Source organism: Amycolatopsis sp. CA-211722 (genome assembly GCF_056828465.1).
The window spans coordinates 1597933-1615893 of record NZ_CP184752.1 but is presented as its reverse complement, the minus strand read 5'-3'; the positions used below and the strand labels follow the sequence as shown (position 1 = coordinate 1615893).

22 protein-coding genes are annotated in these 17961 nt (G+C 68.2%); 4 read left to right on the top strand and 18 right to left on the bottom strand.

Features of this window, described 5'->3' with window-relative positions; translation table 11 throughout:
* Positions 1–2 precede the first annotated feature (2 nt).
* Positions 3–653 carry a class II aldolase/adducin family protein gene (locus ACOCEP_RS07965; protein WP_482339637.1) on the top strand — a complete coding sequence of 217 codons (651 nt, stop codon included), beginning with the start codon at positions 3–5 and terminating at the stop codon, positions 651–653.
* Positions 654–896: 243 nt separating this feature from the next.
* Here the strand turns inward: ACOCEP_RS07965 and ACOCEP_RS07960 are convergent, their stop codons facing one another.
* The 5 genes from ACOCEP_RS07960 to ACOCEP_RS07940 all read right to left on the bottom strand — a co-directional run bounded on the left by ACOCEP_RS07960 (position 897) and on the right by ACOCEP_RS07940 (position 4693).
* Positions 897–1589, bottom strand: coding sequence for an HD domain-containing protein (locus tag ACOCEP_RS07960; RefSeq protein ID WP_482336617.1), 693 nt, complete (start codon positions 1587–1589; stop codon positions 897–899).
* A gap of 66 nt (positions 1590–1655) precedes the next feature.
* Positions 1656–2294 carry a hypothetical protein gene (locus ACOCEP_RS07955; protein ID WP_482339635.1) on the bottom strand — a complete coding sequence of 213 codons (639 nt, stop codon included), beginning with the start codon at positions 2292–2294 and terminating at the stop codon, positions 1656–1658.
* Between the two features lie 40 nt (positions 2295–2334).
* Positions 2335–3381 carry a hypothetical protein gene (locus ACOCEP_RS07950; RefSeq protein WP_482339633.1) on the bottom strand — a complete coding sequence of 349 codons (1047 nt, stop codon included), beginning with the start codon at positions 3379–3381 and terminating at the stop codon, positions 2335–2337.
* 149 nt (positions 3382–3530) lie between these two features.
* Positions 3531–4136, bottom strand: a complete 606-nt coding sequence (locus ACOCEP_RS07945; protein WP_482336616.1) for a transglutaminase domain-containing protein — start codon at positions 4134–4136, stop codon at positions 3531–3533.
* Positions 4133–4693, bottom strand: a complete 561-nt coding sequence (locus ACOCEP_RS07940) for a TetR/AcrR family transcriptional regulator (RefSeq protein WP_482336615.1) — start codon at positions 4691–4693, stop codon at positions 4133–4135. Before ACOCEP_RS07940 ends, ACOCEP_RS07945 begins: the two co-directional genes overlap by 4 nt.
* Positions 4694–4780: 87 nt before the next feature.
* On the opposite strand from ACOCEP_RS07940, the gene ACOCEP_RS07935 reads away from it, so the two are divergent.
* Positions 4781–5500 (top strand): alpha/beta fold hydrolase, encoded by a 720-nt coding sequence (locus tag ACOCEP_RS07935; RefSeq protein WP_482336613.1) that lies wholly within the window; start codon positions 4781–4783, stop codon positions 5498–5500.
* On the opposite strand, the gene ACOCEP_RS07930 is transcribed toward ACOCEP_RS07935, so the two are convergent.
* The 11 genes from ACOCEP_RS07930 to ACOCEP_RS07880 all read right to left on the bottom strand — a co-directional run bounded on the left by ACOCEP_RS07930 (position 5428) and on the right by ACOCEP_RS07880 (position 13690).
* A complete protein-coding gene (locus ACOCEP_RS07930; protein ID WP_482336612.1) occupies positions 5428–5907 on the bottom strand; it encodes an HIT family protein in 480 nt (159 codons plus the stop codon). The two genes, ACOCEP_RS07935 and ACOCEP_RS07930, sit on opposite strands and share 73 nt — an antisense overlap.
* A gap of 9 nt (positions 5908–5916) precedes the next feature.
* Positions 5917–6261: a hypothetical protein gene (locus tag ACOCEP_RS07925; protein ID WP_482336611.1), complete on the bottom strand. Its 345-nt coding sequence runs from the start codon at positions 6259–6261 to the stop codon at positions 5917–5919.
* Positions 6262–6273: 12 nt separating this feature from the next.
* Positions 6274–7707 carry an MBOAT family O-acyltransferase gene (locus ACOCEP_RS07920; RefSeq protein ID WP_482336610.1) on the bottom strand — a complete coding sequence of 478 codons (1434 nt, stop codon included), beginning with the start codon at positions 7705–7707 and terminating at the stop codon, positions 6274–6276.
* A gap of 83 nt (positions 7708–7790) precedes the next feature.
* Positions 7791–8747, bottom strand: a complete 957-nt coding sequence (rlmB, locus tag ACOCEP_RS07915; protein ID WP_482336609.1) for a 23S rRNA (guanosine(2251)-2'-O)-methyltransferase RlmB — start codon at positions 8745–8747, stop codon at positions 7791–7793.
* Positions 8748–8782: 35 nt separating this feature from the next.
* The gene (gene cysS, locus ACOCEP_RS07910) at positions 8783–10174 is read right to left on the bottom strand and encodes a cysteine--tRNA ligase (protein ID WP_482336608.1); all 1392 of its coding nucleotides are present in this window, start codon (positions 10172–10174) and stop codon (positions 8783–8785) included.
* A gap of 46 nt (positions 10175–10220) precedes the next feature.
* Positions 10221–10907, bottom strand: coding sequence for an HAD family hydrolase (locus tag ACOCEP_RS07905; protein WP_482336606.1), 687 nt, complete (start codon positions 10905–10907; stop codon positions 10221–10223).
* Positions 10908–11014: 107 nt separating this feature from the next.
* Entirely contained in the window at positions 11015–11410 is a 396-nt protein-coding gene (locus ACOCEP_RS07900) for a PPOX class F420-dependent oxidoreductase (RefSeq protein WP_482336605.1), read from the bottom strand.
* Positions 11411–11424: 14 nt separating this feature from the next.
* A complete protein-coding gene (locus ACOCEP_RS07895; RefSeq protein ID WP_482336603.1) occupies positions 11425–11820 on the bottom strand; it encodes a PPOX class F420-dependent oxidoreductase in 396 nt (131 codons plus the stop codon).
* Between the two features lie 28 nt (positions 11821–11848).
* Positions 11849–12319: a 2-C-methyl-D-erythritol 2,4-cyclodiphosphate synthase gene (gene ispF / locus ACOCEP_RS07890; protein WP_482336601.1), complete on the bottom strand. Its 471-nt coding sequence runs from the start codon at positions 12317–12319 to the stop codon at positions 11849–11851.
* A 169-nt stretch (positions 12320–12488) separates the two neighbouring features.
* Complete coding sequence (locus ACOCEP_RS07885; RefSeq protein ID WP_482336599.1) at positions 12489–13124, bottom strand: IspD/TarI family cytidylyltransferase; 636 nt, start codon at positions 13122–13124, stop codon at positions 12489–12491.
* Between the two features lie 74 nt (positions 13125–13198).
* Complete coding sequence (locus tag ACOCEP_RS07880) at positions 13199–13690, bottom strand: CarD family transcriptional regulator (protein WP_005165253.1); 492 nt, start codon at positions 13688–13690, stop codon at positions 13199–13201.
* Positions 13691–13987: 297 nt separating this feature from the next.
* Here ACOCEP_RS07880 and ACOCEP_RS07875 point away from each other — a divergent pair, with 297 nt between their 5' ends.
* Both ACOCEP_RS07875 and radA read left to right on the top strand, forming a co-directional pair.
* Positions 13988–14707 carry a copper chaperone PCu(A)C domain-containing protein gene (locus ACOCEP_RS07875; protein WP_482336596.1) on the top strand — a complete coding sequence of 240 codons (720 nt, stop codon included), beginning with the start codon at positions 13988–13990 and terminating at the stop codon, positions 14705–14707.
* Between the two features lie 112 nt (positions 14708–14819).
* A complete protein-coding gene (gene radA / locus ACOCEP_RS07870; protein WP_482336594.1) occupies positions 14820–16178 on the top strand; it encodes a DNA repair protein RadA in 1359 nt (452 codons plus the stop codon).
* Here radA and ACOCEP_RS07865 read toward each other — a convergent pair.
* Together ACOCEP_RS07865 and ACOCEP_RS07860 are read right to left on the bottom strand one after the other, a co-directional pair.
* Positions 16175–17308: a CU044_5270 family protein gene (locus ACOCEP_RS07865; protein WP_482336592.1), complete on the bottom strand. Its 1134-nt coding sequence runs from the start codon at positions 17306–17308 to the stop codon at positions 16175–16177. The genes radA and ACOCEP_RS07865 overlap by 4 nt on opposite strands.
* Positions 17295–17945, bottom strand: coding sequence for an RNA polymerase sigma factor (locus tag ACOCEP_RS07860; protein ID WP_482336590.1), 651 nt, complete (start codon positions 17943–17945; stop codon positions 17295–17297). The genes ACOCEP_RS07865 and ACOCEP_RS07860 overlap by 14 nt, the downstream gene beginning before the upstream one ends.
* Between the last annotated feature and the right edge of the window lie 16 nt (positions 17946–17961).

Here is a 17961-nt window from a genome sequence, read left to right as displayed (position 1 = left end):
CGGTGATCCTGGCCAAAGAACGCTTGGCGGTCTGCGAGTTCGCCCGTCGGATGACCACCGACGGGCTCGTGGTCGGCACCTCCGGGAACGTCTCCGCGAGGCAGGGCGCCTTGATCGCGGTGACCCCGACAGGAGTCGACTACGCCGGTTTGCGGCCGGAAGACGTACCGGTCGTGGGGCTCGACGGAGAAGCCGTCGACGGCTCGCTCAAACCGACGAGCGAACTCCCGATGCACCTCGCCGTGTACCGGCGGGCGGCGGATCCCGACGGCAAACCGGTCTCCGCCGTGGTGCACACGCATTCCGTGCACGCCACGGCTGTCTCGACCCTCGTCACCGAGGTGCCGCCGATCCACTACATGCTCGCCGCGATCGGGCCGACAGCCCGCGTCGCGGCGTACGCGACGTACGGCACCGATGAGCTCGCCAAAGTGATGCTGGAGGCGCTGGAAGGCCGCCGCGGCTGCCTGCTGGCGAACCACGGCACCATCACCTTCGGCGACAGCCTCGGCTCCGCCTATAGCCGGGGGCAGCAGCTCGAGTGGGTCTGCCAAGTGTGGCTGACGGCCCGGGCGGCGGGAACGCCGAACCTGCTCCCGCCCGCCGAGATCGGGCACGTCGTGGAGAAACTTCGCGGCTACGGCCAGCGCTGACGTCACGCGTGTTACGGCGCTGATCACGCGAGTCGCGCCTTGGATCACGTGTGTTGCGGCTCTGATCACGCGAGTTGCGGCTTGGATCACGTGTGTTGCGGCTCTGATCACGCGAGTTGCGGCTTGGATCACGTGTGTTGCGGCTCTGATCACGCGAGTTGCGGCTTGGATCACGTGTGTCGCGGCTCTGATCACGCGGGATCCGCCGTTCGTCAGATGGGGAGCCAACGGCGGACGAGATCGCTACGAGGCAGCGGGCTCGACCTCGAAGTCGGTGGCGTCCACTGCGTGCACCGCGTCGAGGAGTTCGACGACCGTCGGATCGTCGACGGCTTCCTTGATGCACTGCCACAACTGAAGATTCGCCAACGCCCAGCGGGAGTAGCTCTCCGCCGCCTTGGGGTTGTAGAAGTAGTAACCATTGTCGTGGACATCGCGCTGTTCGCCGACGATCTTGTGTGCCAGTTCGCGGAGGCTCAACCCGTTCTCCCGCAGATAGCGGTGGGCGAGCACGACGGGCGTCACCGGCAGCGCCTTGAACAGCGTGTCGGCGTCGCTCAGCGCTTGAGCCTCGAGTGAGATGTGACGGCCTCTGGTGGCCATCTCGGCTTCGTCGATGATCTCGTCGATCCACTCGGCGACGGTTTCGCCGACACCGCATTCCCGCAGGATGCCCATCCGGAGGTCTCGCCCGGCGGCCGCGGGGGAGTTCCGGTGCACGATGTAGTTCACGTCGTGCACCAGTGCCGCCACCTCGACGACGGCGCGATCCGCGCCGTTGTGGTCGGCGAACCCCGCGGCCTTGGCCCGGACGAAACTCACGTGATGCCAGCCATGGAACTGCAGTTTGTCCGCATAGCGCCAGCACAGCCGCCGGACGTGGTGTTCGACGGCTTCGATGGTCTGGGAAGGAATCGTGCTCTTTCGCGCGCGCATACACCTCTCCGATCCCGTTTACAGACGGGTGGAGTAAGGGTATGCGCCCGCAACGCCGGTGTGTAGTCAGATACGGCCGGCCAGATCCCCCAATCGGACCTCTACCGGAACGTGACGATGCCCGATTCCGGTCTTCGGATCGAAGGAAAGACTGAACTCGCTCACCGGACGTGATTTCACCAGGAACGTCATAGTCCCTTCAGTGGCCTCGGGAATCCGATGGAACTCGTCCGCGTACATGACGCCCGCGGACCCCGTCTGGCACAGGGTGCTCCGTCGTAACCGAACCGATGTGATCAAACCGGAAAGTTGATCTCGCAGGGTCGAATAACGCTCGTGGACGTAGTTGCCACGGAGGATCGTGGTGCAGAAGTGATATCTGTGATTGTGCACGGAATCGGCGTAACCCTCACGCCAGTCCGACGGAGCCTTGTACTCGTGCAGCCAGATCGAGAAGGGATCGGCCGGGCAATCGAGCAGGCACCAGGCGAAATGGGTGGTGGTCTCCCGCGACCGTTCGAGGACCGCGCTCGCCTCGTCCGGGCTCAGCGAATCCAAATGCCGCCGGAGGTCGTCGCGCAGTTCTGGTCTCGACGTCCAGTCGCGGAAGATCCCGTCGGCGATCCGCCAGTGCTGCGTCAGCGGCACGTCCGTGGTCCGGAGCAGCGCGGAGAGCTGGGTGAGGGGGGACAAGCGAGTGAGCAACATCAGCTCCTCAAATCTAGTGCCGTGCGACGCCGAGCGGTCAGGGGTTCAGCTCGGCGAGTGTGGTGAACTCCTTCCGGAAGGTGTGGAATTTTCCTTCCAGTTCGAGGAAGTTCTCTTCGGACAGGGGAGAACCGGTGATTTTTTCGTACAGAGCGAGGAAATCCGCCCGCGTCGTCGTGGTCGAGATGCGAAAGTGCCGTCCGGAGCGGGATTGGGACACGCGCAGGAACTCCGAGCGTTCCTTGTTGTACAGGAACGAACCTTCGCTGAACCGCAGCGTGCGCGGATACAGTGTGGTCGCGCCGCGGATGTCGCTGTACAAGGTCACCCAGACGCTCTCGTCGAACACTTCGAGCCGGTCCAGTGGCGGATCGGCGACGACGGTGATGTCCACCAGCGAGCACCGGCTGCGCGCCAGGAACAACCCGACGAGACCGATGCTGATCTCGTCGTCGAGCCGCTTCTGGATCGTCTCGTAGTCCATTCCCGCTTCTTCGCTGCGCAGGAGATAGCGCGCCCTGCCACCGATCGCGCCCTCGTCGCGCGGGTCGGCGATGACCACGCGAAGCTCCCTTTCGGTGCGGGACAACAACAATCGGGCGGCAGCGTGCCTTCCGGAGAATCCGCGGAAGAAGTAGTGCCTGGTCGCGTCGAGGTCTTCGGTCATGACCCGGTTGAACAACGGATCCGGATCGGTGGTCGCCTCGAAGACGTGGGTGGGGAAGAATTCCTTGTTGAGCGAACGGTATTCGGCGCTGAGCGCTTCCAGCGCCCGGCGGCTCTCCTCGATCACCGGGGTCACCATCGCGCGTTGTGACGCGGTGGCGGTGATCAGGGTCTGGCCGAAGCCGACCACCGCGGAGATCAGGGTGCCGGTGCCCACTGAGGTGAGCAGTGTCTTGCCGGCGCCGGGATCCATCATGCTGGAGATCCACAGGCTCAGGCCCGCGACGACGACCAGTACGGTGAGCAGCAGACTCGTCCTGGTCCAGAAGATCTCTTGCAACGGGGTACGGCGGAGCCGATCGGCTTCCGCGGGCACGAAGGTCACCTCCTCGATCAGCACTCGAACGGACGAACGCAGTGCGTATCTGTTCGAGTGCGGGGAGTTACTCTACGCGCATCGTGACCAGGTCGAAATAAGAAATTCGGGGGAAAGCGACCGGCGACGAATGTGACGCTCGGCTATGCCGGTTTCGCATCGGAGGTTTCACCGGATCACGGAAAAACCACTCACGGAGCGTGCGGAAGAATCCCTTCGTACCACGCGGGTCCGGGTTCGGCCGAGGACAAGGTTTCGACGACCGCCGAAGACGGCGCGGCGTACACCGTGGGGAAGTCGATCTCGCCCTTGCCCGGGTCCAGTGTCCACGCGAGCCGCTCATCTTCCACCAGGCTCCCTTGTATCAAAGGAAAGCGCGCGTCCGCGCCCTTTTTGTTGCCTCTGGGGTCGAGCCGGATCCACCGGTCCAGGCTCGCGAGGTACACGCCGTTGAGCCCGTGCAGAACGCCGATCCGCTGATAACAGAACCCGGCCGGGATGCCTTGGCTGCGAAGCAAAGCGGCGAGGAGATGAGCCTTCGCATAGCAGAGCCCGACTCCTTCGCGCAGAACCTCGGAGGCCATAAGAGTGACCCGGGAATCGGCGGCGTCCACCGTATGGTCGATCTCGTCGCGCACGAAGTGAAACATCGAACGAATCACGTCGACGTCGGTGCCGCCGGCCGGTGACAGTCCGTCAGCCGTTTCGCGGATCAGCGGATGATCGTGATCGACGATCGCGTCGGCGGCGAGATAATCCTCAAGCCGCTCGGATTCGATCTTCAGCGTGATTTTCACGCGGCACCACCCAGTACGGTGTCGACGGCTTCTTCGAGGAATTTCGGGCCGGCTTCGCCGCCGCGCAGGAGCAGCCGGAACCAGATCGCCCCCGCGAGCAGATCCATCACCAGCACCGGATCGACGCCGGCGCGCAGTTCGCCTCTCGCGGTGGCGCGTTCGAAGATCGGTTCTTCGCGTGCCATGCGGTCGGCGAAGAAGCTCCGTGACACGTCGCCGAGTTCGGGGCGCCGAGGGCCCGCGGTCAAGGCCGCCGTGACGACCGGCGCGGTGTGCTCCGAGGTCAGCAACCGGTGGATTTGCGTCGCCACGGCGAGAAGATCGCCGCGGAGGCTGCCGGTGTCCGGGACGTCGACGGCGAACAGGCCCGAATCGCGCAAAGCGGCGGCCAGGAGCGCGTCCTTCGACGGCCACCACCGGTACAGCGTCGTCTTGTTGACGCCGGACCGGGCGGCGACGGCCTCGATGGCGAGCTTGTCGTAGCCGTGCTCGGCCAGCAGTTCGAGGGTGGCGGCGAAGATCGCCTCGGCCTTGCGCGGACCGTTCTGGGTGGTCACCCGGCAACAATACAACGCACCGTTGCGTTGCGCGCCGAGGGCGCGTACTTTGCAGCGCAACGGTGCGTTGCATTCAGGAGGTAGTCCATGGTCCCCGTCGTCTTCGTCCACGGCATCCGGCTCAGCGGCGCCGCCTGGACCGAGCAACTCGAGCTGCTGGGAGAGACCGCGAAAACAGTCGATCTCCCTGGCCACGGCGCGCGTCGTGGAGAGCGGTTCACGCTGACCGAGGCGGCGGACGTGATCGCCGGAGCCACCGACGAGCCCGCGCTGGTCGTGGGGCACTCCCTCGGTGGTTACGCCGCGATCGCCGCGGCCGCGCGGTATCCGGAGCGCGTGGCCGGCCTCGTCGTCGCGGGTTCGACCTTCCTGCCCGGCCGTGCGCTGGAGGCTCCGTTCCGGATAGCGCACCGCTTGCTCATGCGGCTGCCGGACCAGGGCGAACGTCTGAGCCGGTGGCAATTCCGGAGCGTCCTGCCGCCGAAGATCGCCGATGCGGTGATCGGCGGCGGCATCGCGACCGAGGTCGTCCCGGACGTCGCCAAGGCCTTCGCGGACTTCGACGTGCTGGCGGAACTCGCGGCCTATCCGGGCCCCACCTGGCTCGTCAACGGCTCACGCGACCACTTCCGCCGCCACGAACACCGCTTTCTCGACGCCTGCGCCGACGGCAGGCTGGTCAACGTCCCGAAGGCCGGGCACTACCTGCCGATGGTGCGTGGCAAGGAGTTCGCTCAGCTCGTCCTCGACGCGGCACGCAGCCTGTCGATCTCCGCGACCAGCTCGGCACGCAGCGGATCATGCTGAGATCCGAGCGAATCGGCCCAGTTCTCCACCGGATACAGCCAAACCGGCCGTCCGGCCACGTCGGCCGGTTCCCAGTCGTAGCGCGGCCAGACGTGCGCGTGCAGGAACGGATCCGTGTTCCCGAGGATCTCCAGATTCACCCTCCGGAAGCCTGGATCCCTACGCGCGCAGACGTTTTCGACGGCTTCGCCGAGCAACTCCATGTCCGAGAGGAATTCCAGCCGCCTCGGCCTCGGCAGATCGGTCAGCCTGCCGACGGCGGGGGTGTCGGTCAGCAGGACGCAGTAGCCCGGGAGGAACTGCGTATCGCCGATCACCGCGAAGCCCGCGTCCAGCCTCCGCAGTACCGTCGGGTTCTCCCCGCGCAGAGCCGCACCGATCCGATCCCGCTTCCATGCGCCGGTCATCGGCCCAAACTAGCCGACCGGGAGGATCGACCCGCCCTGGCTGGTGAGCTGGGTGGCCAGCCGGACCGGCTCGTGATGCGGCGCCAAGACGATCGAGGCGAACGGCGTCGCACTGGACCCAGCCCCGTAGTTGGTCTGCATGTGGACGCTGACGTGCACGTTCCGGTCGGCAGGGATCTCGAACACGACAGACCCCCACGAGACCACGTACTGCCTGCCGTCGATGCTCGCGAACGGCACGTAAGTCAGCCTCATGTTGGGAAAGGGACGCATGTCCACTGTGAGCAGACGGCGGGGGCCGTCGTGGTTGTCGACGTAGGGGATCACTCCGGGCTGCGCGGCCAGGTCGGTCATTCTCGGGCTCCCTCAGAACTGGTAGTAGAGGAACGGGCTGAAGGTCCCGGTCGCGATCAGCATGGCCGCGTACACCAGCCCGACGGTCATCACGCCGATCCGCAGAGCCGTCGCCGCGCGGCTGCGTGAGGACTCCAGCAGCGGCCCGGTCACCGGATGCGCGGGCAGGAACACGACCGCCAGCGCGCACAGCAGGATGATCAGCCGCTGGTTGGTCACCGCGCTCTCGACGACGTCGGTGAGGCCCGTGAAGTCCGGCAGCACCATGTGCCCGATCATGCCGAGCGCGTGCGGCAGGTCCTTGGCGCGGAAGAACACCCAGCCGAAGATCACGAGCACGAGCGTCAGCGCGCGGCGGCCGATGCGGGCGGCCTGGGACTTCGGGGTGACGTCGTAGCCGAAAGCGCGTTCCACGATCAGGATCGCGCCGTGGTAGATGCCCCAGATCAGGAACGTCCACTGGGCGCCGTGCCAGAACCCGGTCAGCACGAACACGATGCACAGGTTCCGGTACGTCTTCCCCGCGCCGGCGCGGTTGCCGCCCAGCGGGATGTAGACGTAGTCGCGGAACCAGCGCGACAGCGACATGTGCCAGCGCCGCCAGAACTCGGTGATGGTCACCGCCGAGTACGGTCTCGCGAAGTTCTCCGGGAGCCGGAAGCCGAGCATGCGGCCGAGCCCGATCGCCATGTCGGAGTATCCGGAGAAGTCGAAGAACAGCTGGAGCGTGAACGCGATCGCGCCGAGCCAGGCGATCGCGAAGGTCATCTGGTCCGGTGGCGTGTCGAAGCAGGCGTCCACCATCGGGCTGAGCGAGTCCGCGATGATCGTCTTCTTGCACAGCCCGAGCGCGAACCGCGGGAAACCGGCGGCGATGTCGTCGAGGCGGTGGGACCGCGGCTGCGGCAGCTGGTCGGCGATCTCCCGGAACCGCACGATCGGCCCGGCCACCAGCTGCGGGAACATCGCGATGTACGCGGCGAACGACACGGGGTCGCGCAGGGCGCGGCGTTCACCGCGGTAGATGTCCACCACGTAGGAGATGTGGTGGAACGTGTAGAACGAGATGCCGATCGGGATGATCAGGTCGGCCACCGGGAAATCGCCGCCGAACCAGTGCGTCACGGCCGCGATCTGCTGTGTCGCGAAACCCGCGTACTTCCAGATCAGCAGCATGCCGACGTTGAGGCCGATGACCCCGAGCAGCAGCCGCTTGCGCCGCTTGTTCCGCAGGTCCCACGCGTTCGGCTCCAGCGCGGGCCCGGCCAGGAAGTTGACCACCATGCAGCCGAGCAGCACCAGCGTGTACGGCCCGGCGCCGGTGGCGTAGAAGATCAGGCTGCCGACCGCGACGATGCCGTTCCGCCAGCCGCGCGGGCACACCAGCACGGCGAGCAGGACCGCCGGCATGAAGTACCACAGGAACAGCGGTGAAATGAACGACATCGGTGCGGGGTCCCCCAGGGCGGTTACGCTTATCCGCTGGTGACCTTAGCCTGAGGTTCCCGCACCGTGTGACGAAGTTCGGGTCAGACACGTCCCGTGAGCCGGCGGCGGCGCGCCACCTCGGCCAGCAGCACCCCGGCCGCGACCGACGCGTTGAGCGACTCGACGCCCGCCGCCATCGGGATCGACACGGTCGCGTCGCAGGTCTCGCGCACCAGCCGGGACAGGCCGCGGCCCTCCGAGCCGAGCACGATGACCAGCGGATCCGCCGCGAGGTCGAGTTCGTCGATGTCCACCGAGCCGTCCGCGTCGAGGCCGACGACCATCAGGCCCTCGTCCTTCCACGCCTTCAGCTGGCGGGTGAGGTTGGTCGCGACGGCGATCGGCAGCTTGGCCGCGGTGCCGGCGGAGGTCCGCCACGCGACCGCGGTCATGCCCGCGCTGCGCCGCTCCGGCAGGAGGACACCCTGCGCACCGAACGCGGCGGCCGAGCGGATCACCGCGCCGAGGTTGCGCGGGTCGGTGACGCCGTCGAGCGCGACGAACAGCGGGGTCTGCCCGGAGTCCTTCGCGACGGCCATCAGGTCGCGCGGGTCGGCGTAGACGAACGGCGGGACCTGCAGGCCGAGGCCCTGGTGCATGGCCCGGTTGGTCTTGCGGTCCAGTTCCTCGCGCGGGATCTCCAGGATCGAGATGCCCTTGTCGCCGGCGAGCCGGACGGCCTCGTTCACGCGGTCGTCGATCTCGATGTTGATCGCGACGTACAGCGCGGTGGCCGGCACGTCGGCGCGCAGCGCCTCGACCACCGGGTTGCGCCCGGCGATCAGCTCCGGCTTGTCGGCCTTCTTCTGCCGCGCCTGGTCCTTGCGGTCACGCGCGTTGGCCATCCGGTACGCCTTGTGGCCGGGCCGGTCCTCGGCCTTGGGCGTCGGGCCCTTGCCTTCGAGGCCCTTCCGGCGCTGGCCGCCGGAGCCGACGACCTGACCCTTCTTCGTGCCGGGCTTGCGAATAGCGCCCTGGCGCCGGGAGTTGCCTGCCATCAGTGAGAATCCTTGAGCTAGAAACCGAGTAAGTGTCAGACGTCCTTGACGGTCCACTGTGGACCGTTCGGGGTGTCCTCCACCACGATGCCCGCCTGCTGGAGGCGGTCACGCGCGGCGTCCGCACGGGCGAAGTCCTTGTCGGCGCGGGCCTGCTGCCGTTCGGCCAGCAGCCCTTCCACGAGTTCGGACAGCGCCTGCCGGGTGGGCGTCTCATTGCCGCCCGCCTCGGACCAGCGCGCGGAGAGCGGGTCGAGGCCGAGCACGTCGGTCATCGCGCGCACGGAGGCGGCGATTTCGAGTGCCTTGGAATTGTCGGCCGCGTCGAGGGCGGCGTTACCGTCGCGGACGGTGTTGTGCAGCACTGCGAAGGCCTGCGGGGTGGCCAGGTCGTCGTCGAGCGCCGCGGCGAACCCGTCCGGGATCTCGCCGAGGTGGACCGCGCCGGCGATGCCCGCCGTGCGGCGGAGGAACTGCTCGATCCGCCGGTAGCCCTGCGCGGCTTCGGCGAGCGCGCCGTCGGAGTACTCGATCGTCGACCGGTAATGCGGCTGGACCAGGTAGTACCGCAGTTCCGGCGCCCGGTAGCCCTTGAGCATCTCCGGGATCGAGACCGTGTTGCCCAGCGACTTCGACATCTTCTCGCCGGACATGGTCACCCAGGCGTTGTGCAGCCAGAACCGCGCGAACGGGTCACCGGCCGCGTTCGACTGGGCGCGCTCGTTCTCGTGGTGCGGGAACACCAGGTCGACGCCGCCGCCGTGGATGTCGAACTCCGCGCCGAGGTACGTGGTCGCCATCGCCGAGCATTCGAGGTGCCAGCCGGGACGGCCGGAGCCCCATGGCGTCGGCCACGACGGCTCGCCCGGCTTCGCGGCCTTCCACAGCGTGAAGTCGCGCGCGTCGCGTTTGCCTTCGCCGAGGCTCTCGCCCTGCTGGACCTCGTCGAGCTTCTGCCCGGAGAGATCGCCGTAGCCGTCGAACGCCTTGACCGAGAAGTACACGTCGCCGCCCGAGGCGTACGCGTGCCCGCCGTCGATCAGCCGTTGCATCAGCTCGACCATCTGCGTGACATGCCCTGTCGCGCGCGGGGCGATCGAAGGCGGCAAGCAGCCGAGCGCCTCGTACGCCGACTCGAAGGCGCGCTCGTGCGTGGCCGCCCACTCCCACCAGGGACGATCCGCCGCGGCGGCCTTGGTGAGGATCTTGTCGTCGATGTCGGTGACGTTGCGGACCATCAGCACGTCGAGTCCACTGTGGACGAGCCAGCGGCGCAGGACGTCGTAGTTCAGCGCGCCGCGGACGTGGCCGATATGGGGAACGCCCTGCACGGTGGCACCACACACGTACATGGACGCCGTTCCGCTACGGGCGGGATGGAATTCCCGCACGCTCCGGGTCGCCGTGTCATAGAGGTGTAGTGCCACCCTAAAAGGGTACGGGGTCCGCGTGAGCGGTGTCGCAGTGACCGTGTTACAGCACGTTATGGGCGCGCATGGCGTTGAGCAGGGCGTCCGGCCGCTCGGTCGTCGGCAGCGGCTCTACCAGCGCGAACGCGCAACCGATCTCGCGCGCGGCGCCGTCGGCCTCCTCGCTGTCGCCGACCATGAGCGTTTCCGCCGGGCTGACCCCGAGCCGCTCGACGGCCGCGCGGAAGATCTCCGGCTCCGGCTTCACCGCTCCGACCTCGAACGACAGGATGAACTCGTCGACGTAGGCGTCCCAGCCCCGGCGGCCGAACGCGGGCCGGATGTCGAAGGCGATGTTGCTCAGCACCCCGAGCTTCACGCCCTTGCCGGAGACGCCCTTGAGGACGGCTTCGGTGTCCGGGTACGGCGTCCACTGGGTGGGATCGATCAGCCGGGTGTAGAGCGCGACGGCCTGGTCGGCGTGCGGCACCCCGGACTGCTTGAGGACCTCGAGATACACCTTCCGGTGCAGCACCGGGTCGCGGTCGCGGTGGTTCCAGGCGTGCAGGTGCTCCTCGTCGAGATCGACGACCTGGCCGACCGGCGCGGTCATCCGGCGCATCAGTTCGGTCTGGGCCTCGATGTCGAGGCTCTCGCCCTCGTGGTCGGTGAGGTCGGCGAGCCAGGTCTCGTCCTGTTCGAGCCGGAAGACCGTGCCGGAGAAGTCGAACAACACAGCGCGAAAGGTCACGAGGTCCACATTAGCCACGATCGTGGGGTTCCTGCCGCCCCTCGCGTGTGAGATGAACGGTCCGTTCCTTGCGAAATTTGCCAGGAACGGACCGTTCATGGCGCGTGTCAGGCCGCGTTGCCGGTGATCTTGGTCGGCGTGATCCGGACCAGTACCCGGACGACGTCCGCCGGCTCCTCCGGGTAGTCCTTGCCGAGGTACTTGTGCGAGAGCTCGTTGATCAGCTCGCGCCCGCCCTCGTCGGTCATCTCCACGGTCCCGCGGATCTCGACGTAGTCGTACGGGTTCCCCTGGTCGAAGACCGAGACGGACACCCGCGGGTCCCTGGCCATGTTCCGCTCCTTGAGACGGCCGCGGACGGTCGCGAAGACCACCGTGTCGCCGTCCCGCTTCGCCCACAGCACGGACGTCTGCGCGGAGCCGTCGGCGTTGAGGGTCGCCAGTACCGGGAAGTTGTTGCCGTCGAGGAGTTTCTTGGTCGCGTCGTTGAAGGTCACACCCATGCCGGAGAGCCTAATCACCGGACGTTCCCGGCGATCCGCTCGACGCGCAGGCGGACGATCACCCGCTGGACCTCGTCGCCCTCCGGCGGCGGGTCCTGGCCGAGGTACTTGTGGCTGAGCGTCTTCGGCAACGTCTTCCCGGGGTCCGGGGTGATCGTGACCGTGCCGCGCAGCTGCGTGTGCCGGTACGGGTTCTCCGCGTCGGTGATCGAGACGCTCGCGCGAGGATCGCGGCGCAGGTTCCGCACCTTCAGCCGGTCTTCGGTGGCGCTGAAGACCAGATCGCCGTCGTCGAGGCCCACCCAGATGACCGAGGTCTGCGGGCCGCCGTCGGCGTCCAGCGTGGCCACGGTCGCGAAGTTCTTGCCGTCCACCAGTGCTCGGACCGGTTCGGGAAGTGTGACTGCCATGACAGCTCGAACCGGCTCCCGGCGGAGGCTATTCCTGAGAGGGCAGGAGCAGCGCCGTCGCGAACGCCGCGATGCCCTCACCGCGTCCGGTCAGGCCGAGCCCGTCGGTCGTGGTCCCGGAGACGCTCACCGGCCCGCCGACGGCCTCGCTCAATACTTTCTGGGCTTCTTCGCGGCGCTTCCCGACGCGCGGCGCGTTGCCCACGATCTGGACGGTCGCGTTCCCGACGGTCCAGCCGCCGGCTTCGATCAGGCGCCGTGCCTCCGCGAGGAATTCGACGCCGTGCTTGCCCGCCCAGCGCGGATCGCCGGTGCCGAACACCGCGCCGAGATCACCGAGCCCGGCCGCGGACAGGAGCGCGTCGCACAACGCGTGCGCCGCGACGTCGCCGTCGGAATGGCCCGCGCAACCGTCGACGCCGGGCCAGAGAAGACCGGCGATCCAGCATTCGCGGCCCGCCTCGACGGGGTGGACGTCTACGCCGTTCCCGATCCTCACAGGGTTTCCTCTTTCCTCGCCGTTCGCGCGCGACCGCGATCGCGTCGCCAAGGCGCACGTTAGCGATCTGCCTCGGGAATCCGGGGGAGGCGCCCCGCCGCCGCGATAGCGGGGCCTCGCGGCGATCCGCGCGCTCGTCGGCCCGCTCGGGTGCCGCGGCGCGCGCAGATCACAGCACTTCCTCCGCTTCCCCGGCCCGGGCGATCGCCTCGGCCAGTTTCAGTTCGAACTCATTCGTGACGCGCATCGCGTCGGGATGTCCGGGGACGGTGTGCGCGCCGTCGAGAGACGGCTCGGCGGCATACGAGAGAAATGTCTCACGGGTGAAGCCGAGCGGGGTTTGGGCCGTGCGCAGATACGCGCGGTCTTCGGTCCCCGTGATCACTTCCGCCGCATCGGTCACCTTCACGGTGTCCGCCATCGGCAGCACCGGGACCACGAAGGGAGAGCCCGCGCGGACCGCGTCCGCGACGGCACGGACCGTGTCCGGCGGAGTGAAGGCGCGCAGGGCGTCGTGCACGAGGAAGACCGGATTCCCGGTGATCTCTTTTTCGACGGAGTCGAAAGCATGCTCGAGTGACGAGCCGGGTACTATCCGGCAACGTTCTTCGAAGCCGCCCAAGGCGGCCGAAAACAAATCAGCACACCGCTCGGGGGCCGCTACGACCACCAGATCGAGATCCGGCAGGGCGAGCAGCCCCCGCACAGTGTGCGTGAGTAACGCTTCACCATTGACCGGCGCGAGAGCGAGCTCCGCGTCGGAGGCATGGTGACGAACGACAGTGACGAACACGATCGTGCTCATAAGGACGGTGCTCATATGTGCGCGATCGTAGAGGTATCCCCCGCAGCCTCACCTGGCGTGGGACACCCGCCGGTTCAGACTGCCGCGGTTTCCAGAACTTCGTCGAGGAGGACTTCAGCCTTGTCCTCGTCGGTGCCCTCCGCGAGCGCCAGCTCGCTGACCAGAATTTGCCGCGCCTTCGCCAGCATGCGCTTCTCGCCGGCTGAAAGTCCGCGGTCCTTCTCTCGCCGCCAGAGGTCGCGCACCACTTCGGCCACCTTGTTCACATCGCCGGAGGCGAGCTTCTCGAGGTTGGCCTTGTACCGACGAGACCAGTTGGTGGGCTCTTCGGTGTGCGGAGCACGCAGAACGTCGAAAACCTTGTCCAGTCCTTCTTGCCCGACGACATCACGAACGCCGACGATCTCGGCGTTGTCAGCGGGCACGCGAACCGTAAGATCCCCTTGCGCGACTTTGAGGACGAGGTACTTCTTCTCCTCGCCCTTGATCACGCGGGTCTCGATGGCTTCGATGAGTGCGGCACCGTGGTGCGGGTAGACGACGGTCTCTCCGACCTTGAAAACCATGTGTCCTCTGCCCCTTTCGCTGAATTCATCTTAGCACGTGCCGACGAGGCCCACCTAGCGGCCCGCGATCGTCGTCGCAGGTCAGCGGCCTGACGGTGCTCCGCCCGGGGGTTGACAAACCCAATTCGCCCATGCTCACGCTGGTGAGAAGCGAACGATTTCCAAATCCTTTGTGGACGGTTGATCTTGGGCACGTCACCGCATTGGTGGGGTGTCAACACGCACCGGGTTCTCCGCCCGCCGAGGCGCCCGGCTAGTCTTCGCGGTGAAGAGGCCGTGAGATGGAAGGACTCCGACGTGAGGCTGCAGAATCGTCGCGTGTTCGGCGCAGGTGTGCTGGCGCTCGGCGCCGCGCTCGTGCTCGCCGGCTGCGGTGCTGGTCAGATCACCCAGACCGACTCGCAGCAGCCCGCGGTCAACGGGACGTACGCGCAGGCGAAGGACCTGGTGCTGCGGAACGCCGCGCTCCAGTTCCCGACCGAGGGGCAGGCGTACCCGGCCGGTTCCGCCGCGCCGCTGACGCTGACCATCGTGAACCAGGGCAAGCTGGACGACGAGCTCGTCTCCGTCTCCTCCGAAGCCGCCGCCGGTGACGCCAAGATCGCCGGGTCCAAGGTCATCGCCGCGGGCCACGCGCTCGTGATCGGCCCGTCCGACGCGGTCGAGTCGACCAAGGAGGTCGCGCCGTCCTCCGCGCCGGCGTCTTCTTCGGGCGCGCCGTCGTCCTCGGGTGCCCCGTCCTCGGGTGCCCCGTCTTCCGGTGCCCCGTCGAGCTCCGCCGGGACGGTCACGCCGTCGGCCGGTCCGGAGACGACCAACGCGCCGGACCAGGTGGGCAAGGCCACGATCGAGCTGCAGGGGCTCAAGCAGCCGGTGTGGGCGGGCCAGACCATCAAGGTCACCTTCGTCTTCAAGAACTCCGGTTCGGTCACGGTGGACCTGCCGGTCGCGGCGCCCTCGCACCCGGGCAGCCGGGCGCCCGCGCCGGAAAAGGAAGCCAAGGGCGGCGGGCACTAAGTTCTCCCAAGTACGTGAAGGCCCCCTTCATTGCGCCAGGCGCAGTGAAGGGGGCCTTCACGTACCTGCGTCGTTGCCCGGGTTTGTCGGTGGTGGCCGCTAGCCTCGCGGGGTGGTCAAGAAAGGCAGCACCTACCGCTGCGGTGAATGCGGGTACGAGGCGCCGAAGTGGGTCGGGCGCTGCCCCGAATGCCAGGCATGGGGGACCATCGAGGAACGCGGCGACGCCCGCCCCGCGATAGCCAGGGTCGCGGCGGGAGCGCCCAGCGCCCCGGCGCGCCCGATCGGCGAGGTCGACGTCGAGACGGCGCGCGCGAAGCCCACCGGAGTCTCGGAACTGGACAGGGTGCTCGGCGGCGGGTTCGTGCCGGGCGCGGTCATTCTGCTCGCGGGCGAGCCCGGTGTCGGCAAGTCGACCCTCCTGCTGGAGGTCGCCTACCAATGGGCGGCCACCGCGGGCCGGGCGCTCTATGTCACCGGGGAGGAGTCGGCGGGGCAGGTACGCCTGCGCGCCGAGCGCACCGGCAACGTCCACGACGAGATGTTCCTCGCGGCCGAGAGCGATCTCTCCGCCATCCTCGGCCATGTCGACGCGGTCAAACCGGGGGTGCTGATCGTCGACTCGGTCCAGACCATGGCTTCGCCTCAGGTGGAGGGCTCGCCGGGCGGCGTCACCCAGGTCCGCGCGGTCACCTCCGGGCTGGTCGCGCTGGCCAAGGAGCGCGGGCTGCCGATCGTGCTGGTCGGGCACGTCACCAAGGACGGGTCGGTGGCCGGGCCGCGGGTGCTGGAGCACCTGGTCGACGTGGTCCTGCAGTTCGAGGGTGACAAGCATTCGACGCTGCGGATGCTGCGCGGCATCAAGAACCGGTTCGGCGCCGCCGACGAGATCGGCTGCTTCGAACTGGTCGAGGAGGGCATCGTCGGCGTGCCCGACCCGTCGGGCCTGTTCCTCAGCCACACCGCGGAGCCGGTCGCGGGCACCGCGGTCACCGTGACCATGGAGGGCAAGCGGCCACTGCTGGGCGAGGTGCAGGCGCTCGTTTCGGCGACCCAGTCACCGCAGCCCCGGCGCGCGGTGAGCGGCCTCGATTCGGCACGTGTCGCGATGGTGCTGGCGGTGGTCGAGAAACGGGCGAACATCAAGGTCGGCGACAAGGACGTCTACGTGGCGACGGTCGGCGGCATGAAGATCACCGAGCCCGGGATCGACCTCGCGGTGGTGCTGGCCCTGATCTCCTCAGCGCGGGACACGCCGCTTTCGCCCAAGCTCGTCGCGATGGGCGAAGTCGGGCTGTCGGGCGAGGTCCGGCGGGTACCGAGCGTCGGGCGGCGGCTCGCGGAGGCCGCCCGGCTCGGCTTCACCCACGCGCTGGTGCCGCCGGATTCCGGCAAGATCCCGCCGGGGATCCGGGTGCTGGAGGTCCCGGACGTCGGAAGCGCGCTCAACGCCGCCAAGCACGCGCGTTAGCTGGGCTCGGGGCCGTCGTCGTCGGTGATCGCCACGGAGATGGTCGTGTCGAACAGGGTCAGCCCCGGCCAGTCCTCGTCCGGCCCGGTGGACCGCACGGCGCGGTTCCCGACGACGGCCGCCGTCGCCCTGTCGACGACGAACGTGCGTGTCCGGTCCGGCAACTCGACCGTGAAGGACACCGCGGGCCGTCCGCCGGGAGTGGCCACGCTCGCCACGGCGATGCCGGGCATCCTCGCGAGCGCTTTGCACAGTGCCACCCGCATCGCGCCGAAGCCCTGGGAGGAGCGGAGGACGTTGAAGGCCATCACGAACATCTCGGGGGTGGAGTTCAGCTGCTCCGGCGAGCGGCCGTCCGGCCAGAGGCCGTCACGGCGGAGCCGCTCGGCCAGCTTCGCCGGGTCGGCGGGCAGTTCGGCGAGGAACTCCGGGGTGGGGTCGGTCCACCCGCTTTCCGACGGAAGCCGATCCTCGGAGGTCCTCACCGGAGGAGGAGGTCCAGGTGACGTGGTGGTGGTCGGCGGCCGTCCTTCCGCCAAGGTGACGTGGGACGACGGGCCCGGAAGTGTTTCGCCCCTGGACTTGGCCGTCTGGTAGTCGCCCTTGATCCACCGGACCTCCCCGGTACCGGTGAAGCGCGTCTTGACCGGCATCCAGCTGTGGGGCGGCAGCCATCGTTCGAGGATCTCGTGGGTCTGGTAGACGAGCCCCGACCCGGTGACGTGCGTCGTCCAGGTGGATTCGGTGACGAGCCGGTACTGGCCGTCCCGGATCGGGAAGTCGTCGCCGTGGAGGGCATCGAGCGCGTCTTCGGTCCGGTCGAGGGTGGAGTGGGCCGCGGGATGCCGGCCGTCGTCGGCGGTGAGGGCGTTCGTCGCCACGATCCCGCCTCCGGACACCAGCGCCGCGGCGGCCGCCGCCGCGATCCACCGCCACGAACCCGGACGCTTCTTCACCGGGGGCGCGGTGGCGGGGAGGAGTTCGTCCTCGACATCGCCGGCGGCGCGCAGGAGCGCGGCCCTGGCGCGGGAAAGTTCGTCCTGCCGGGTTTCGGGCTCGGCGTGGAGGCCGGCCAGCGCTTCGTCGAGTTCGGCCTCGGACCACACCTTCCTGATGTTATCGCCGTGCATTTCCGCCTCCCTCCTTTGTGGACGCTGTGGACGCCGTGGACTCTGTGGACTCAGTGGTGCTCTCGGGTGCGTTGGCGCGCAGCCATCTCCGGATCCGATGCAACCGTGATCTGACCGTTCCGGCGGGAATGCCCAGTGCCTCGGCGACCTCGCCGGGGTCCAGCCCGGCCCATGAGACCAGCAGCAGGGTGTCGCGGTCCGCGACGCTCAGTTCGGCCAGTGCTCCCGCGAGCTGGGCCGCACGGGACTGGGCGTCGACCCGTTCGGCGACGCGGCCGTCGTGTCCGGCCGAGACCGTCTGGCCGGCCGCCGCGAGCCGGGCCGTCGCGGTGAGTGCCCGGGTCTCCGTGCGGACGTGGTGGCGCAGCAGGTTCGTCGCGATCCCGTAGAGCCACGCGCGCGCCGTGCCGGCTTCGGGGCGATACGTCTCGCGGCGCCGGAGTGCCACGAGGAACGTCTCGGCGACGAGGTCGTGCGCGGTCTCCGTGCCGACGCGGCGCGCGAGATAGCGCTGCAGCGGGGCCGCGTGGGCGTCGAAGAGCATGCCGAAGACGGGAGCGGGATCCGGACCACCGAGATCCGGCCTGTCCAGCCCGCCGGTGCCGGCCTGCTCGTGATCGTCTTTCATCACCTGCACGATCGCTCTTGCCCGA

Bases quoted from the DNA above. Each gene is read 5' to 3' on its own strand.
- ACOCEP_RS07960 (WP_482336617.1), bottom strand. From the start codon at position 1,589: ATGCGCGCGCGAAAGAGCACGATTCCTTCCCAGACCATCGAAGCCGTC.
- ACOCEP_RS07935 (WP_482336613.1), top strand. From the start codon at position 4,781: ATGGTCCCCGTCGTCTTCGTCCACGGCATCCGGCTCAGCGGCGCCGCC.
- ACOCEP_RS07930 (WP_482336612.1), bottom strand. From the start codon at position 5,907: ATGACCGGCGCATGGAAGCGGGATCGGATCGGTGCGGCTCTGCGCGGG.
- ACOCEP_RS07925 (WP_482336611.1), bottom strand. From the start codon at position 6,261: ATGACCGACCTGGCCGCGCAGCCCGGAGTGATCCCCTACGTCGACAAC.
- ACOCEP_RS07920 (WP_482336610.1), bottom strand. From the start codon at position 7,707: ATGTCGTTCATTTCACCGCTGTTCCTGTGGTACTTCATGCCGGCGGTC.
- rlmB (WP_482336609.1), bottom strand. From the start codon at position 8,747: ATGGCAGGCAACTCCCGGCGCCAGGGCGCTATTCGCAAGCCCGGCACG.
- ACOCEP_RS07900 (WP_482336605.1), bottom strand. From the start codon at position 11,410: ATGGGTGTGACCTTCAACGACGCGACCAAGAAACTCCTCGACGGCAAC.
- ACOCEP_RS07895 (WP_482336603.1), bottom strand. From the start codon at position 11,820: ATGGCAGTCACACTTCCCGAACCGGTCCGAGCACTGGTGGACGGCAAG.
- ACOCEP_RS07885 (WP_482336599.1), bottom strand. From the start codon at position 13,124: ATGAGCACGATCGTGTTCGTCACTGTCGTTCGTCACCATGCCTCCGAC.
- ACOCEP_RS07880 (WP_005165253.1), bottom strand. From the start codon at position 13,690: ATGGTTTTCAAGGTCGGAGAGACCGTCGTCTACCCGCACCACGGTGCC.
- ACOCEP_RS07865 (WP_482336592.1), bottom strand. From the start codon at position 17,308: ATGCACGGCGATAACATCAGGAAGGTGTGGTCCGAGGCCGAACTCGAC.